Origin of the sequence: Parapedobacter soli, assembly GCF_025460835.1 — a bacterium.
Classification (GTDB): domain Bacteria; phylum Bacteroidota; class Bacteroidia; order Sphingobacteriales; family Sphingobacteriaceae; genus Parapedobacter; species Parapedobacter soli.
The window spans coordinates 16,962-34,742 of the sequence record NZ_JAMXAY010000011.1 but is presented as its reverse complement, the minus strand read 5'-3'; the positions used below and the strand labels follow the sequence as shown (position 1 = coordinate 34,742).

The 17,781-nt window shown below is 52.8% G+C and carries 14 protein-coding genes; 10 read left to right on the top strand and 4 right to left on the bottom strand.

Annotated elements, in window-relative coordinates; genetic code table 11:
• The first annotated feature begins 20 nt into the window (after window positions 1–20).
• Genes NGM62_RS06830 through NGM62_RS06810 form a run of 5 tightly spaced genes read left to right on the top strand, consistent with a single transcriptional unit; the run spans window position 21 to window position 6,686 of the window.
• A complete protein-coding gene (locus NGM62_RS06830; RefSeq protein ID WP_262246756.1) occupies window positions 21–1,295 on the top strand; it encodes a sugar isomerase in 1,275 nt (424 codons plus the stop codon).
• Window positions 1,296–2,675 carry an FGGY-family carbohydrate kinase gene (locus NGM62_RS06825; RefSeq protein WP_262246755.1) on the top strand — a complete coding sequence of 460 codons (1,380 nt, stop codon included), beginning with the start codon at window positions 1,296–1,298 and terminating at the stop codon, window positions 2,673–2,675.
• Window positions 2,676–2,677: 2 nt separating this feature from the next.
• Window positions 2,678–3,835: an alpha-hydroxy acid oxidase gene (locus tag NGM62_RS06820; protein WP_262246754.1), complete on the top strand. Its 1,158-nt coding sequence runs from the start codon at window positions 2,678–2,680 to the stop codon at window positions 3,833–3,835.
• A gap of 48 nt (window positions 3,836–3,883) precedes the next feature.
• On the top strand, window positions 3,884–4,966 hold the full coding sequence (locus NGM62_RS06815) for an SGNH/GDSL hydrolase family protein (RefSeq protein WP_262246753.1): 1,083 nt from the start codon (window positions 3,884–3,886) through the stop codon (window positions 4,964–4,966).
• A 7-nt stretch (window positions 4,967–4,973) separates the two neighbouring features.
• Window positions 4,974–6,686, top strand: coding sequence for an IlvD/Edd family dehydratase (locus NGM62_RS06810; protein ID WP_262246752.1), 1,713 nt, complete (start codon window positions 4,974–4,976; stop codon window positions 6,684–6,686).
• Between the two features lie 27 nt (window positions 6,687–6,713).
• On the opposite strand, the gene NGM62_RS06805 is transcribed toward NGM62_RS06810, so the two are convergent.
• Entirely contained in the window at window positions 6,714–8,165 is a 1,452-nt protein-coding gene (locus NGM62_RS06805) for a glyceraldehyde-3-phosphate dehydrogenase (protein WP_262246751.1), read from the bottom strand.
• A gap of 455 nt (window positions 8,166–8,620) precedes the next feature.
• On the opposite strand from NGM62_RS06805, the gene NGM62_RS06800 reads away from it, so the two are divergent.
• The gene (locus NGM62_RS06800; RefSeq protein ID WP_262246750.1) at window positions 8,621–9,385 is read left to right on the top strand and encodes an SDR family NAD(P)-dependent oxidoreductase; all 765 of its coding nucleotides are present in this window, start codon (window positions 8,621–8,623) and stop codon (window positions 9,383–9,385) included.
• A gap of 315 nt (window positions 9,386–9,700) precedes the next feature.
• Window positions 9,701–10,966: a DUF2130 domain-containing protein gene (locus tag NGM62_RS06795; protein ID WP_262246749.1), complete on the top strand. Its 1,266-nt coding sequence runs from the start codon at window positions 9,701–9,703 to the stop codon at window positions 10,964–10,966.
• A gap of 67 nt (window positions 10,967–11,033) precedes the next feature.
• Here the strand turns inward: NGM62_RS06795 and NGM62_RS06790 are convergent, their stop codons facing one another.
• Complete coding sequence (locus NGM62_RS06790) at window positions 11,034–12,548, bottom strand: catalase (protein ID WP_262246748.1); 1,515 nt, start codon at window positions 12,546–12,548, stop codon at window positions 11,034–11,036.
• Window positions 12,549–12,768: 220 nt separating this feature from the next.
• Between NGM62_RS06790 and NGM62_RS06785 the strand changes: the two genes are divergently transcribed.
• From NGM62_RS06785 to NGM62_RS06775, 3 genes are all read left to right on the top strand, one after another.
• The gene (locus NGM62_RS06785) at window positions 12,769–13,710 is read left to right on the top strand and encodes a hypothetical protein (protein WP_262246747.1); all 942 of its coding nucleotides are present in this window, start codon (window positions 12,769–12,771) and stop codon (window positions 13,708–13,710) included.
• A gap of 101 nt (window positions 13,711–13,811) precedes the next feature.
• Window positions 13,812–14,111: a YbaB/EbfC family nucleoid-associated protein gene (locus tag NGM62_RS06780; RefSeq protein ID WP_262246746.1), complete on the top strand. Its 300-nt coding sequence runs from the start codon at window positions 13,812–13,814 to the stop codon at window positions 14,109–14,111.
• Window positions 14,108–14,791: a metal-dependent hydrolase gene (locus tag NGM62_RS06775; protein WP_262246745.1), complete on the top strand. Its 684-nt coding sequence runs from the start codon at window positions 14,108–14,110 to the stop codon at window positions 14,789–14,791. The genes NGM62_RS06780 and NGM62_RS06775 overlap by 4 nt, the downstream gene beginning before the upstream one ends.
• Window positions 14,792–14,874: 83 nt before the next feature.
• On the opposite strand, the gene NGM62_RS06770 is transcribed toward NGM62_RS06775, so the two are convergent.
• A complete protein-coding gene (locus NGM62_RS06770; protein ID WP_262246744.1) occupies window positions 14,875–15,732 on the bottom strand; it encodes an N-acetylglucosamine kinase in 858 nt (285 codons plus the stop codon).
• Window positions 15,733–15,875: 143 nt separating this feature from the next.
• Window positions 15,876–17,549 carry an MFS transporter gene (locus tag NGM62_RS06765; protein WP_262246743.1) on the bottom strand — a complete coding sequence of 558 codons (1,674 nt, stop codon included), beginning with the start codon at window positions 17,547–17,549 and terminating at the stop codon, window positions 15,876–15,878.
• Window positions 17,550–17,781: the final 232 nt, after the last annotated feature.

Below are 17,781 nucleotides of genomic sequence, written 5' to 3'. Positions count from 1 at the left end.
CTTTTGTCAAGAATCTTGTTATGAACATCGATAGAAATCAAATAGAAGAACACAATAAAGCACTGGGCGCCGCACAGCAGCGCCGGTTTGGACAATTGGCAGATGAATTGCCCGGCGCCCTGGATATCGTAAACCAGCTGGTCAGATTCCAAGTCGCCATCCCGAGCTGGGCACTAGGTACCGGCGGCACCCGGTTCGGGCGGTTCTCCGGCGGTGGCGAACCCCGTAACCTGGAGGAAAAAATAGCCGATATCGGCCTGTTGCACGCCCTCAACCGGTCGAGCGGCGCCATATCATTGCATATCCCGTGGGATATCCCCGAGGATTATGCCGCTGTCCGCAGCCTTGCAGATCAATACGGGCTGGCGTTCGATGCCATGAACTCCAACACGTTCCAAGACCAGGCCGGCCAGGAGCATAGCTACAAATTCGGCTCCATGCAGCACGTGGACCGTGCGGTACGCAAGCAAGCCATAGATCATAACATTGAGGTGATCAGGCACGGCGTGGAGCTTGGGTCAAAATCGCTCACCGTATGGCTGGCCGATGGCTCCAGCTTCCCCGGGCAGCTCAACTTCAGGCAGGCCTTCCAAAATACACTGGAGAGTTTGCAGGAGGTGTATGCGGCACTGCCGGACGACTGGAAGATGTTTGTGGAATACAAGGCGTTTGAACCTAATTTCTATTCGACCACCGTTGGCGACTGGGGGCAATCGCTACTATATGCCAGCAAATTGGGAAACAAAGCTTATACGCTGGTTGATTTGGGGCATCACCTGCCGAATGCCAATATCGAGCAGATCGTTTCCCTGCTGTTGATGGAGGGCAAGCTGGGCGGATTCCATTTCAACGATTCCAAATACGGTGACGATGACCTCACCACCGGCGCAATCAAACCGTACCAACTGTTCCTGATATTCAGCGAACTGGTAGAAGGGATGGACGCGCGCGGGATGGACCATGCCAAAGACCTTGGCTGGATGATCGACGCTTCGCATAACCTGAAAGACCCGCTCGAAGACTTGATCCAATCGGTGGAAGCTATCCTGATAGCTTACGCACAGGCGCTGTTGGTAGACCGCGATGCGCTCCGTGAAGCGCAGGCAGCCAACGACGTGGCACGTGCACAGGAAGTGCTGCAAGCCGCATTCCGAACGGACGTACGCCCACTGGTTGCCGAGGCACGCCTACGCGCAGGTGCCGCGTTGAATCCTATAGCACTTTATAGGGAATTGGGTGTGCGTAACCAACTGATCAACGAACGGGGAGCGAAGACAGTAGCTACGGGACTATAAATGAAAACACCGGTCATAGCGATATTCGATGTTGGTAAAACCAACAAAAAGCTGTTCCTGTTTGACGAGCGTTACAAGATAGTATTTGAACGGTCGGCCCGGTTTACGGAAACCGTGGATGAAGACGGTGACCCCTGCGAGAACCTGGAGAGCTTGCGGTTGTCGGTATTCGACTCCCTCCATGAGGTATTCCGGCGGCCCGAGTTTGACGTGCGGGCTATCAATTTTGCAGCCTACGGTGCCAGCTTGGTGTATGTGGATGAAGCCGGGAAACCGATAGCACCGCTGTATAACTACCTGAAACCCTACCCCGAGCAGTTGCAGCGCCACTTCTATGAAACCTACGGTGGTGAAGAGAAGATAGCCTATTCCACCGCTTCACCGGTGTTGGGCAGCCTCAATTCGGGTATGCAGTTGTACCGCACAAAATATGAAAACCCGGCACTCTTCGAACGGATACATTATGCCCTGCACCTCCCGCAATACCTGAGCTTCCTGGTTTCGGGGCGCATGTATTCCGACATGACGAGCATCGGCTGCCATACCCAGCTGTGGGATTTCGCCAAAAATGGCTACCACGAGTGGGTTTACCGCGAAGGGCTCGACAAGAAGCTTGCACCCATCGTGGCGGGCGACGACGTTTTCCCGGCGTCATTCCCGGGCAATGGGTATGGCGTGGGTGTGGGGTTGCACGACAGCTCATCCGCGCTCATTCCCTACTTGGTGAGTTTCCACGAGCCGTTCGTGCTGATTTCTACCGGTACGTGGTGCATCAGCCTGAATCCGTTCAACCACACGCCGCTCACCAAGGCGGAACTGGAAGCCGATTGCCTAAGCTATATTCAGTACCAAGGTACGCCGGTAAAGGCGTCACGTCTTTTTGCCGGTTATGAGCACGAGCAACAGGTAAAACGAATAGCCGAACATTTCGGACAGCCCACAAGCCGGTACCGTAATATGACCTATAACCCCGCCATTGTGGCCAAATTGCGGAAAGAGACTTCCGGGCCCAGGCCTATCGGCACCAAAGTGTCCGCTTTCGCACAGCGCAACCTATCGGACTACGCCTCCTATGAAGAAGCTTACCACCGGTTGATAATGGACTTGGTAGACCTGCAGCTCATTGCCACCAGTCTGGTAACAAAAGGCTCGGCAGTGAAGCGTATCTTCGTGGACGGCGGATTCAGCAAGAACGCCATCTTCATGAATTTATTGGCCAATGCCTTTCCGGAAATGGAAGTGTTTGCTGCCTCCATGGCACAGGCTACCGCCGTGGGTGCCGCGTTGGCCATCCATACAGCCTGGAACAAGCAACCACTGCCGAACGACCTGATCGAACTGCGTTTTTATGCACATTCAAACGAAAAAAATAACGAATAGCGATGAATCCCGAGCTACTGAAATATAATCCGCAATACCCGTCGGTGCAAGACCTGAAAAAGAAGGCAAAACGACGTATCCCCAAATTTGCATTCGACTACCTCGAAGGGGGCTGCAACGACGAGCTCAACCTATGGCGCAACGAAGCCGACTTCCGCGATATCCAACTCATCCCGCAATACCTCAAGAAGCACCGCGGGGTAGATATGCAGACCGAACTATTCGGCCATGTGTATGATGCACCCTTCGGTATATCACCGATCGGCCTGCAGGGCCTGATGTGGCCCAATGCACCGGAAATACTGGCCGGAGCGGCATTGAAGCATAATATCCCATACGTACTCAGCACGGTGTCTACGAGCAGCATTGAGCGCATTGCAGAAGTATCGCAGTCGCAGTTTTGGTTCCAGCTGTACCACCCTACCGAGAATACGCTACGCGACGATATCCTTCGCCGGCTAGAGGCCGTGCATTGCCCCGTATTGGTGGTATTGGTCGATGTACCGTCGTTCGGATTACGTTACCGCGAAATCAAGGCCGGTCTCTCCATGCCCCCCAAGATGACCATCAACAATTTCGTTCAGGCGGCGTTACGACCGGCATGGGCATTTGAGACCCTGCGCGTGGGCATACCCGAGTTTGCCACGTTGAAGCCTTATATGGACAAGAGTCTGAACCTGAGCCAGCTCGGTAAATTCATGAACGCCACGTTCACCGGCCGGGTAGACGTGGATAAGGTGAAGGCTATCCGCGATATGTGGAAGGGCAAACTGGTCATCAAGGGTGTGGTGTGCGATGAGGATATGGAGGCCAGCATCGGTTTGGGTGCCGATGGCGTGATCGTGTCCAACCATGGCGGCCGGCAGATCGATGCCGGCGAGTCAACCATCAAGCCATTGAAGGGGCTGACCGAGAAGTATGGCGACCGGATAAAGGTGATGATAGACAGTGGCCTGCGGTCGGGGCCCGACATCGGCCGTTCGTTGGCGTGCGGCGCCCAGTTCACATTTATGGGCCGGCCGTTCATGTATGGCGTGGCCGCCTTGGGCAAAAAGGGCGGTGACCATACCATCGGTATGCTCAAAGCGCAGTTGAAACAGGTGATGGAACAGGTGTGCTGCGAAAAAATAGGTGATTTTCCGGGAACATTGGCCGGATAGTCATCAATTTTTGCCATTTTTGAAGGCAAGTAGAGATACCAACTGATTATGAACGTAGTTAAACTTGCCTCCGTCATTGGTTTGTTGGGCTTTTGGCTGCCTGCACTGGGTCAACTGCAATACCACGATACGGAATCGCTGCCACTGTTCGGAAAAATAAACGAACAGACAGAAAGCCGTTATGAACGGTTGCCGGCGGCCCTGAAAGAAAGGTCGCGTGAGCCCGTTTGGGGCCTCGGAAAAAATACCGCGGGATTGTATCTCCGGTTTAAATCGAATACCACATCCGTTGGCCTCAAATGGACTGTCCTGCAAAACCGGATGATGAACCACATGACGGAAACCGGCATCAAAGGGTTCGACCTGTATAGCTTGCAAGGAAGCCAATGGGTATTTGTCAACTCTGCGCGCCCACAGGTAAACAGCTTTACCAATGAAGCCCGGATTATCGCAAACATGGACACTAGCATGAAGGAGTTCATGCTTTATTTTCCGCTATACGATGGTGTGGTAGACCTACAGATTGGTATCGATTCCCTGGCAGTTATCGCTCCGCCGTCAATCGATCTCCCCGCAGCTACCGGCCCCGTGGTTTGCTATGGAACCAGCATCCAGCAAGGTGGCTGTGCCTCGCGGCCGGGCATGGCCCACCTGAGCATATTGAGCCGCCGGGTTAACCGTGAGTTCGTCAACCTTGGGTTCAGCGGCAACGCCAAGCTCGACTACGAGATAGCTGAAATCATCGGGAGCCGGGAGGCATCGCTGATTGTTCTCGATTTCATGCCCAACGTGAACGTCGAACTCATAGAAGAGCGATTGGAAAATTTCTACCGGATTGTCCGCCAGAAAGCACCGCACACCACCATACTGTTCGTAGAGACCCCTTACTATCCCCATGCTGCATTCGATAGCCAGATCCGGCAGAACACAGACGATAAGAATGCCGCGCTACATGCCGTATTCCATCAGTTGGTGGCCAGCGGCGAATCGAACATCCATATCGTGCCGGCATTAGGCATGCTGGGGACCGACAATGAGGCTACCGTAGACGGTGTGCATTTCACCGACTTGGGATTCATGCGGTATGCCGACCATCTATATCCATACATCGAAAAATACATGGCTAAATGAGGTAACTATGACAGAAAAATTAAGGAGTTCTGATTGGTTTGGCCGTGTAGGCAAAGACGGCTTCATCTACCGTGCGTGGATGAAGAACCAGGGTATCCCCGCCGATATGTTCCACGGCAAGCCGGTGATAGGCATCTGTAACACGTGGTCTGAGCTGACGCCCTGCAACGCGCATTTCCGGGAGCTGGCCGAGTCGGTGAAACGCGGGGTGCTGGAATCGGGTGGTTTCCCGGTGGAGTTCCCGGTGATGTCTTTGGGCGAGACGCTGATGAAGCCCACGGCGATGCTGTTCCGCAACCTGGCCAGTATGGACGTGGAGGAATCGATCCGGGCGAATCCGGTAGACGGAGTGGTTCTGCTGTGCGGCTGCGATAAGACGACCCCCTCGCTGGTGATGGGTGCATGCAGCGTAGACCTGCCCACAGTAGTGGTTTCGGGCGGTCCCATGCTCACGGGCAAATACCGCGGCAGGGACATCGGCACGAGCGATATATGGCGGTTTTCGGAAGATGCCCGCAAGGGTATCATGAGCGAGGAGGAGCTGAACCTCGCCGAGGGAGGTATGTGCAGGAGCAGGGGCCACTGTGCGGTGATGGGCACGGCCTCGTCCATGGCCAGCATGGTGGAGGCCCTGGGTATCACGTTGCCCGGCAACGCAGCCATCCCGGCAGCCGATGCAAACCGGAAGGTGCTGGCGCAGCTATCGGGCCGGCGCATCGTAGACATGGTAAGGGAAGGGATGAAGCTGTCAGATATACTCACGCGCCCGGCGTTTGAGAATGCCATCCGGGTGAACGCCGCTATCGGCGGTTCGACCAACTTCGCCATCCATCTGATGGCCATCGCAGGCCGGATGGGGGTGGAGCTCGACCTGGGAGACTTCGATAAGTTCTCGCGCGATGTACCGCTGGTGGCCAACCTGCAACCTTCGGGCGCCTACTTTATGGAAGACCTTTATTATGCTGGCGGCTTGCCTGCGGTGATGCACGCCATTGAGCGGTATCTGCACACGGATGTGCTGACGGTGAACGGCCGGACCGTCGGCGACAATATCGCGGGCTGTGAAAGCTTGAATGCAACGGTTATCGCTACGGTCGAGGAGCCTATCAACCCGATATCGGGCATGGTGGTGCTGCGCGGTAACCTGTGCGCGGACGGAGCCGTACTCAAGCCGTCGGCAGCTTCGCCCGAGCTGATGCAGCACACGGGAAGGGCGGTGGTGTTTGAGGATATTGAGGACTATAAGCGCAAGATTGACGATCCGCAGTTGGATGTGGATGAGACCTCGGTGCTGGTGCTGAAAAACGTAGGCCCCAAGGGATACCCGGGCATGCCCGAGGTTGGCAACATGGGCATCCCGATGAAGCTGCTGGAGAAAGGGGTTACCGACATGGTCCGCATTTCGGATGGCCGGATGAGCGGTACCGGCTTCGGCACGGTAGTGCTGCATGTGTCGCCCGAGGCCGCAGCCGGGGGGACGCTGGCACTGGTGGAAGATGGTGACCTGATCCAGCTGGACGTGGCCGGCCGGCGGTTGGAACTGCTGGTAGACGACGAAGAGCTGGCCCGGCGGCGCGAGCGGATGGCCCACGTGGCCAACCCGTTTTCCCGGGGCTACGCCAAACTATATGTAGACCACGTGGAGCAGGCCCACCTAGGGGCCGACTTCGACTTCCTCAAGGGTGGCTCGGGCAGCGAGGTATCACGCGACTCGCATTGAACTGACGGCGATAGGTTGGCGGATCGGTTAATAGTAAGTGATCCGTACCACATCGGCTATCTTTTTGGCCAACCGCACCACTTGGTGGGAGTAACCATATTCGTTATCATACCATACGTAAATCACTGCCGACATGCCATCTGCAGACACCAGGGTGGCGGGGCTGTCTACAATGCTGCTGTGGCTATTGCCAACGAGATCGCTACTTACCAATTCGTTGGAGATGGAATAATCCAGCTGTTCGACCAGCGGGCCGTATAACGCGGCATCGCGCAGGATCGCATTTATTTCCACTTTGGTCGAGGGCCGGGCTAGCGTAAGGTGGAGAATGGCCAACGAGACGTTAGGGGTGGGTACCCTTACGGCATTGCCCGTCAGTTTGCCTGCCAGGTGCGGCAACACTTTGGCCACGGCACTGCCTGCCCCGGTTTCGGTGATGACCAGGTTGAGCCCGGCCGATCGGCCCCGCCGGTACTTTTTATGGTAATTGTCCAGCAGATTCTGGTCGTTCGTATAGGCGTGGATGGTTTCGATGTGCCCCTTGCTGATGCCGATACAGTCGTCAACCACTTTCAGTACCGGCACTATCGCATTGGTGGTGCATGATGCTGCCGAGAATATCCGGTTGGTCCTGTTGGTTGCTAATGCATCGTTGATGCCGGTAACGATGTTCGGGATTGGCCCTTGGGCAGGCGCCGTAAGGAGCACCTGGCTTACCCCGGTGGCCGCCAAGTGGCGGCTCAGCCCGGCTTGGTCGCGGAAGGCCCCCGAATTATCGATGACTAGTGCGTTGTCAATCCCATACTGGGTATAATCTATGTCGCCCGGACCCGCTGATTCGATAAGTTGAACGGTCTGCCCGTTGATGGTAAGCGTGTTATTCTCGGTGCTTTCGACGATTGTCCCCGCAAAGGGGCCATGTACCGAATCGTACCTGAGCAGGTCTGCCCGTTTAATGAGATCGGCCGGCTTGCAGTGCCTCAAAACGATGGCTCGCAGCCGGAGCTGCTCACCTTTGCCTGTCTGCGAAACAAGCAGCCTTGCCACCAGCCGGCCGATCCGGCCAAACCCGAACAATACCACATCGTTCGGTTTCAATATTTTCCGTTCCCTGCCGATGTGTCCCGCCAATTTGGTGATGAGGAAGCGGTCGACCGAATGCGCATACCGCTGTTTTTCCTGGTGCCATTCCGTTGCCAGCCGGCCGAGGTCGATCCGTGAAGGAGCCAATTCCAACCGGGCTATCGCTTCCGCAAGCAATACCGAATCCTCCACGGATATCGGGAGCCCGCTCACATCCCTTGCGTATTGGTGGTACGACAATACCTGGTTACTTGTAACGTTGTACAGCGGTTTCCGGAACAACATGAGTTCGGTGGATCCGGAGAGCCACAGGTTGCTGCAGCAATTGATCAGTTCGGAGGCATGACGTTCTTTTTCGACCCAGCGCTCCAATTCGGGGAGATAAGTTATAGACATATTCTAATAAGTTGCAATGGCGTACTACGCATTTCCGTCAAAAAGCGGAGCTGGTGGTGCTGCCACCAACCCACGCTCAAACTACATAAAATTGAAAATTGGACGTTCTCCGATTTACGGATGCCGTAACCGGATATCTTGGTAATCTTTATTTCGGTGATGAATTCAGGTCCGTTCCAGTTGATAGTGTGCCGTGCTGTCCAAATAAGTGATCCATTGCGTGTGTGCTAAGTTGTCCATAAATCAGGTTATTTGCCAAATATTTGCTGTTTAATAGGGGCAAATGTATATACTAATCACTACATAATAAAATATAAATTTCTGAAAATCAATTATTTGTAATTATTACACTAAGTTATCTGATTGATACGCAATGCCATTTATCGATTTAGCATATTTCGAAATTATTCTTAGATTTAGCTGGGAAAATACACCACCGCAAAGAAGCAGACAAGATGACCACAGCTAGATTTACAGGCAAAACCGCTATCGTTACGGGTGCAGGCCAAGGTATTGGATTTGAAATCGCCCGTCGGCTGGCATCGGAAGGGGTCACGGTATTGTTGAACGATATCGACAAAGCGCTGGCGGAAGATGCCGCGGCACTGGTTTCGACCGAGGGGAATTGCGTGGCCTGCCCGGGGGATTCGGGCGATCTTGATTTTGTCAATAGGATTGTGGCACAAGCGGTGGCCGATACGGGCACGCTTGATATCGTGATTGCCAATGCTGGCATCACGCTGTTTGGTGATTTTCTGCAATACACTCCAGAGTCGTTCTATAAGGTGATGTCTGTAAACCTGGGAGGCACATTTTTCCTTGCACAGGCAGCGGCAAAGGAGCTGATTAGGCAGGGACGCGGCGGGTCCATGTTGTTTACCTCGTCGGTAACGGGTCATCAGGCCCATAAGGACTTGGCGGCTTATGGAATGTCGAAAGCCGCGTTGGAGATGCTTGCCAAGCACCTGGTGTTGGAGCTGTCTCCCTACGGTATCAATGTAAATACTGTTGCACCGGGGGCTACCCTCACCGAGCGGACCGCCGAAGATGCCGACTATGCAGCTACATGGTCATCGATCACGCCGATGGGCCGGGCAGCCACCCCGCAAGATATCGCGTCGGCAGCATTGTTCCTGGTAAGCGACGCCGCTCGCCACATCACCGGACAAACGCTGGTAATCGATGGTGGGTGGACCGCGGTGAGCCCCTCCCCGTACTGATATGCACCGCCTGCCTTTCTTCTGCCATCTTCCGTGGTTTCATTGGGCCGGATAGGTACGGTATGCGGGAAACGCTCGCACCTGGAAATCGTTGGTCCAAAAAACACATTGAATATTATTTTATACATTTACGTGAAAAAATCATCATATATTCAAACTCGTTCAGTAAATCATGCCTATTACTACGCGGTGATTCATGCTGGGCGGGTACCGTCGTATGTCGGAAAGCGTCCGCACAGGTTACGGTGGCGGCAAGAGGATTGAATAATACTTGAACACGGATAAAGAAAAAACATCTTATATAAAGGAACAACCATGACAAACAATACCCGGATAAAATGCCCAAGTTGCGGAACATCCATCGATGTGCAGGATATCCTTGCCCACCAATTGGAGGCCCAGATAAAGCAGCAATATCAGTCGCAACTAGCCGAAGAACGGAAGAAATACATCCAAGAGCAGGCTAAGTTCAACCAAGAGCGTGAAGCCTTTGAACAAAAGAAAAAACAGGAGAATGAGCTGTTCCAGCAACGGCTGGAAGCGAAACTCCGTGACGAAAAAAAAGCAATCGAAGACCGCTTGAAAACCAGGCTGGCGGAAGAGCAGGCCGAACAGTTTAAGGCGCTGCAATTGGAGTTGAACGATAAATCGGAACAAATCAAAGAGCTGAATCGCACGAAAGCCGAAATCGAGCGCCTGAAACGCGAGAAGGATGAGCTGCGCGAGGCAGTGGAGCTAGACCTGCAACGGAGGATGAACGAACAGCTCCAAGTGGAACGCGAGCGTATCAAGAAGTTGGAAGAAGAAAAGAACGAGCTGAAGCTACGCGAGCTCCACAAGCAACTGGACGACCAGAAAAAGCTTACCGAAGAAATGAAGCGTAAACAGGAGCAGGGGTCCATGCAGCTGCAGGGCGAGGTGCAGGAGCTGGCCATTGAGGAGTGGCTGGCGGCACAGTTCCCACTGGATACCATCGAGGAGGTGAAGAAAGGTGCCCGCGGTGGCGATTGCATCCAGGTAGTGAACACCCATAACCGTGTGAACTGCGGGAAAATATACTACGAAAGCAAACGCACGAAAGACTTCCAGCCCAGCTGGATAGAGAAATTCAAAGGGGATATGCGCGAAAAGGGGGCCGACGTGGGAGTATTGGTTACCGATGCCATGCCGCCCGGGTTTGAACGCATGGGGATCAAAGATGGCGTGTGGATATGTACGTATGAGGAATTCAAAGGGCTATGTGCCGTGCTCCGCGAAACGGTCATCCAAATAGGGCTGGCCGTGGCATCACAAGAGAACAAAGGGGATAAAATGCACATGCTCTACGATTTCTTGACGAGCAACACGTTCCGTATGCAGGTGGAGGCCATCGTAGAAGGGTTTTCGAGTATGAAAAGCGAATTGGAACGGGAGAAACGGGCGATGCAGCGGATATGGAAAGAACGCGAGAAACAAATCGATAAGGTGGTTACCAACACGATTGATATGTATGGTGCCATTAGGGGTATTGCAGGCAATGCCATCCAACCGGTAAGGGCCTTGGAACTACCCGGAGGGGAGCTGGATGATATTGATGACTGACAAACGGTAGAAAAAAACCTCCCGGGGTTGCCGGGAGGTTAAATAAAATCATATTCAAAACGGTTGGCTATCCGTTGGATGGCCGTGGTGCCCAGCGGTCGTAGGGCGTCATGTCAAAGCTGTTCACCTCTTCCATTGTCAGCCCCAGCGCTTTTGCTACACCCTCACCGTATTCGGGGTCCGCTTTGTAGCAATTACGTATATGCCGGATTTGGATGAACTTATCGGCTCCACCCACTTGCGCGGCCGTGTTATTGAACAAGATGTCGGCTTTTCCGTCGGCCTTGATGATACGGAATAGGTCACCCGGCTGGGTGTAGTAATCATCGTCGTCATCACGGTAATTGTGTGCGTAAGCGGTTCCTTCCAGTTCCAGCGGCGGTTCCTTCGCCGAGGGCTGCTCCTGCCATTCGCCGTAGCTGTTCGGCTCGTAGTTTTTGGCATCGCCATAGTTTCCGTCCACGCGCATGGCACCATCGCGGTGGAACGCATGGTAGGGGCACCTTGGTTTGTTTACCGGGATCTGGTAATGGTTTACCCCCAGCCGGTAGCGTTGGGCATCGCCGTAAGAGAACAAACGTCCTTGCAGCATCTTATCCGGCGAGAAGCCAATACCCGGAACGATATTCGTGGGGTTGAATGCCGCCTGCTCCACGTCCTGGAAATAGTTGTCGGGATTGCGGTTCAATTCAAATTCGCCCACAGGAATAAGCGGGAAATCTTTCTTGGACCATACCTTCGTGAGGTCGAACGGGTGGAAGCGGTAGGTCTTTGCCTGCTCTTCGGTCATGATCTGGATGTACATCTTCCATTTCGGGAAATCTTTCCGCTCGATTGCGTCGAAGAGATCGCGCTGCGAAGACTCGCGGTCCATGCCAACGATCTTGGCTGCTTCCTCGTCCGACAGGTTTTCGATGCCCTGCTGGGTAACGAAATGGAATTTCACCCAATGGCGTACATTATCCTTATTGATGAAGCTGTAGGTGTGGCTGCCGAAGCCGTGCATGTGGCGGTAGCCGCGTGGGATGCCGCGGTCGCTCATCACGATGGTGACCTGGTGCAGCGACTCGGGGAGCAGTGTCCAGAAATCCCAGTTGTTGTTGGCGCTCCGTAGGTTTGTCTTCGGGTCGCGCTTCACGGCGTGGTTCAAATCCGGAAACTTCATCGGGTCGCGGAAAAAGAATACGGGAGTGTTGTTGCCCACCAAATCCCAGATGCCCTCATCCGTGTAATACTTCATCGCAAAACCGCGGATATCGCGCTCGGCATCCGCCGCGCCCCGCTCGCCGGCAACGGTGGAAAAACGCGCGAACATCTCGGTTTTCTTTCCGATTTCACTGAAAATACTCGCTTTGGTGTACTGCGTAATATCGTGCGTAACGGTGAAGGTACCGAAAGCACCCGAGCCTTTCGCATGCATCCGCCGTTCCGGAATCACCTCGCGGTCGAAATTGGCCATTTTTTCAAGAAACCAGTAATCTTGCATCAACAACGGGCCCCTGGGGCCGGCCGTCTGTGCGTTCTGGTTGTCGGGAACCGGAGCCCCGGTCTGTCTAGTTAGTTTTGACTTGTTGTCTTCCATGTTTTTAATATTATTAATGGGTACACACACAAATGTATATAGTTTGTGTTGATTGCCGGGTATAAATTCGATAAGTTGTATTTATAGTCATATAGAGGTGTTAGATAAAATGGTTCCGGCTAACCTACGAAAATTAATGGACAATGCAATAGGAAATCGTGTTAAATGTAACTGTAAAAATTATTGCATTTTATGCGCAATTGTCTTAGGTTAGCAGCCCATGCAAATCAAGGGTCATATCGTTCAGCTATGCTGTGTGTTTTTGGTCTGCTGCGGCTATCTGTCGGGCTGCGGTACTGCGGCAGAAGAAGAAAGCGATCCCCGGCGGCCTTCCTTTAAACCCATTGTAGGTATTGATTTTTACGAAGTGAGGCGCTCGTTCGACAATGGGCTGGCGTATGATTCCATCGGGTTCGTGCAGGAAGCCGAGTGGCATATCAAATTTACCCGCGAGGATGCAGTGCAGATCTACGTGCCAGGCAGCGACTCGTCTTTCAATTTTGAGATCACGCACGACCATGATTCGTTTTTCCACTTTGCACGCGAGAGTTGGAAGGTGATCGACCTCAACCGGGATAGCCTCATGCTACAGCGGTTGAGTCTGGACGGATTGCGGGTGAACAAAATACGTTCCAACGTATACATGCGTTTCTATGCCAAAGATTACCTCGACAGACTGGGTATACCGCTGGCCAAGCTACGTGCACCGCGGCGGCAAGATACGCTATTCGTGCAGGAGATGGTACAACGGGCCAATAGCAATCTCAGCAGCGTCGATAGCTCGTATTCGTCGAAAAGCTACCCGAAGCTGGCGAGCAATAGCGAGATGCTCGATATCAAGCGCCGTGAGTACGACAGCCTGGAGCTGATGAGCCAGTCGTCGGCCTACGAATACCTGTATCCGGAGTACGATATTACCATCCACCGGGCGTACAAGGATTTTTACTACACGTTTTCGGTATTGGTTGGGCCGGATGGCAAGCTGCGGTTAGGTAAGTTTTTCGTGATGCCCGAATTCGAAGAATCGCGAAGGCGCGTACTCGATGGTGTCGTGGATGTTTACCTACAGCGATTGCTGGATGTTACCCCAGCATCTACCTTGGGCATGCCGCACAATAGCGTGGTGTACCTTAGGGTTCGTGGTAGGGTAGACGATGGTTAACGGTATACGATAATTACGCAGGGACTTCACAATTGGTTATGGTTTTCTGTTTTCTACCCAGATTCCGTAACTTAGCGAATGGATAAATAACCGTAGAAGCTATGTTTGAAAAATTGATAGCAGCCCAACAGCGGGCTGAAGAAATCAAGAAGCGGCTCGACCAGGTGAAGGTGACCGGCGAGGCGGAGGGCGGCGCAATTAAAGTGACCGCCACAGGCAACAGGGAGGTAACCGATGTTAGCATTGACCAAGCTTTTTTTGCGGATGCAGACAGGGAACAGCTGGAAGAACTCCTCACAGTGGCCATCAACCACGCATTGAAGCAGGCCGAAAACGTAAGCCAAACCGAGATGTATGGTGTGGCCAAAGACATGATCGGCGGACTGGGAGGGCTATCATGAAGGCAGTATATTACGGGCACTCGTGTGTGGAACTGCAGGTGGGCGGAACAACCATATTGTTCGATCCGTTCATCAGCCCCAACCCCAAAGCGGCGCATATCGATATAGGGCAATTGAAACCGGATTACATCCTGCTGAGCCATGGCCACGAAGACCATGTGGCCGACGTGGCGGCTATACAGCAGGGCAGTAAAGCCAAGGTATTGGCCGTTGTCGAAACGGCGGCCTGGGTCGGGCGGCAGAACGTCCCGCAGGAGGATATCATAGCTTTTAATTTCGGGGGAACAATACAGACGGATTTCGGAACGGTGAAGATGGTCTATGCGCTGCACACCAACGGTACGCCCGATGGGCAATATGGCGGGCAGCCCGCCGGGTACGTGTTGCAAACCGGAGGCAAAAAGATATATTTCGCCGGAGATACGGCGCTGACACTGGAAATGAAATTATTGGAACCGCTTGGGCTGGACTGGGCGTTCCTCCCGATAGGGGGGCATTATACCATGGATGTGGATGATGCCGTGACGGCCAGTAGGTTTATCAATTGTACTGATATTGTCGGTATCCACTACAATACGTTTCCACCCATTACGATTGATAAGGAAGCCGCGAAAGGGAAATTTGCTGCCGCCGGACGGACACTCCACCTGCCCGACATCGGTGAGGCGCTGGAATTGTAAAGCAGCGCGGATGTAAAAAAAGAAGCCGTAGCTTAGTGGGTAAAGCTACGGCTCCTTGGTGTCTCCGTACCGTATTATATGCGTTAATTTGCTGTCGGCTTATTGATGTGGTATTGCACCAGGTCGTCTATCGGCGAGCGGACAATACGCCCCACCTTCATGCCGTATTGGGCGGCAGTCTCTTCCAGCACATTCCTGAAATTGTAGCCAACCGAGCCTATACAGTTGAACGAATAGTTTTGATAGTCTGGGTAACGGGATACCAAGTTGCGGAAAAAGTCGTCGAATGCCGATTGCACGATTCCGCGGGAGTACCGGATATTGACCGGCACGTCGTACACGAATTTGCTGAAACTGGCACAAAAGCGGTTGGCCAGCGGTTTGGTGTATACGGCGTCCATCACGTCATCCGGGGTTAACTTGTAGGCCTCCCAGAACGCTTCCCTTACATCTTCCGGCATATAGCCGCGGATGTAATCGGTAAGCAGTTTCTTGCCGATGTAACAGCCACTGCCCTCGTCGCCCAGGATGTAAGCTGCCGAGTCGATATTGTGTGCGATGTCTTTGCCATCGTAGATACAGGTGTTGGTACCTGTGCCAAGGATGGCTGCAAAACCGGGCTGGTCGCCCAGTAAAGCACGGGCGGCAGCCAGTAAATCGTGCCCCACGAATACTTGTGAATTGACAAACACCTGCTTGAGGGCCTCCACAACAATATTGGCTTTTTCCTCGTTGTGTACACCTGCGCCGTAATAATTCACCTCGGCCACCTCTGCATAGGGTAAATCTTTGGGTAGTCCCTTTTTAAGCGAGTTGACAATATACTCGCTATCCACGAAATAAGGATTGTAACCCTCGGTGTTGAAATACACTTTTTTCCCAGCGTTGTCCAGCAAGCACCAATTGGTTTTGGTAGATCCTCCGTCTGCAATTATAATCATTTGTTGGGTGTTAGTTTTGTTGGTTTTTTTAGTTTAATGATATTCATTCAATTACATGCGCCGAAAATACGGTTTTCCGGGAAAATAATGGCATTATACCCTCCTTATTTCAAAAAATACCGTGTCCGGCAGCAGTTATCAGCTTAATGGCCCCCTTCCGCGTTGAGGTTTTCAATGTCGTGGCCCTGCTTTTTCAGGATGCCCGATACCTTCCAGGCAAAGAAAGCGAGGTAGGCAAAACAAGCCACCGGTACCCAATACGACAAATGGATGTCATGCAGCACATCGGCAATACTTCCCTGCAGTGGCGGAATGATGGCGCCGCCCAGTATCATCATGATCAGTAGGGCCGACCCTTGACTGGTATATTTTCCGAGCCCGGTAATGCTCAGCGCAAAAATGCTGGGCCACATGATGGAGCAGACCAGTCCGCCGCTGATGAATGCGAATATACCAACCTCACCGGTGGTGTATAGCCCGATGAGCATGGCGATAACCCCAAGTATCCCCAATGCCATCAGCAATTTAGCCGGTTTGGCCTGGGCCCAGAAATTAGCACCGATCATCACGGCGATGCATAGGGCGTAGATATATAAGTCGGAAACATCGCGGCCACTGAACCAGTTGACCAGCAGGATAACGCCAAAAGCGATGTAAGGCACCAATATGCTCAACAACATCTGCATGCGCTTGCTGGTTTTGAACACGGTAACGGCACCCATCCAACGGCCAATCATCAAGCTACCCCAATACAGTGAGATAAAATGTGAGATTTGGGATTCGTCGTGGCCGCCGAACTCCGGGGTCTTCAACAATGCACCGAGGTTGCTTTGGATGGTGACTTCCACGCCCACATACACAAAGATGGCGAGCATACCCAACGTGAGCTGCGGATATTTCATGGCTCCCCACCCGTCGCCGTTTTTCTGGGCCGAACCATTGGAGTAAAATAGGATGGCGCCGACGGCGACTAATGCAATAACCAGCAGGGTCAGCGTGCCTTCATGGCCGAACCGCTCGGGCAGGAGAAAGCCAATGGCGATAAGGGCCAGTATAGATAGCGTGATGGCGAGCAGGGCCTTGGTAAGTTTGTTGCTGCGCTCGGGCTCCTCATCGGAGGTGACGCGTGGCATTTTACGGATAGCGAAAAAGCCCGCCACCAGCAGGAACACGCCGGCCAGGATAATATAGAGGATGTTGATGGAGCTGATGGGCGCATTGGCCACCTGCTCGGGTGTGGCTACCACCGTGCCGAACAGAATCAGTGTAATGATGATGGGGCCGATGGTGGTGCCGAATGAATTGACGCCGCCCGCCAGACTAAGGCGGTGCGCACCCGTGGCAGGGTCGCCGAGCGCCACGGCAAACGGGTTGGCCGCCGTCTGTTGGAGCGAAAAGCCGAGTGCAATCACAAAAAAGGCCATCAGGATAAATATGTATTCGGAACTCATTACAGCCGGAATCATAAGCAATGCTCCAACTACCGAAATGAGCAAACCATAGATAATGCCCTTCTTATAGCCGATGCGGTTGAGCAGGTCATAACCCACCCCGCTGGAATACAGGTAAAGTATTAGAGACCCGATGTAATAAGCGCCATAGAAAGCTGAATCGATGAGCTGCGATTCGAACTGCGTAAGGTCGAAATGGGATTTGCAGAACGGGATGAATACACCGTTGGCCCCGGCCAGGAATCCCCAGAAAAAAAACACCATCGTCAGCGAATACAGCGCCGATGCATAGCTTTTGTTTGATGTGGTTGCCATATAATACGTATAAGGTTTGCCGAAAATTTCGCCTAACTTAGGGGTTTTCATGCCAATTATTCAAACTTTTTTGGGACTTTTCTGTTCTACTGGTTAATAAAACGTTTTACCTATTTGATACACAGTGTATTATTTTCTATTCACGATTGTTGCTTGCGGGATGGTGATAACAGATACTTTTTTTATTTTTTAATATTTTTTGAAAATACAAATAGAATACTTTACTTTGCGCAGTATTCTCAAAGTTTATCCTAGATACTTCATCGAAACTCTTTGATTTCTG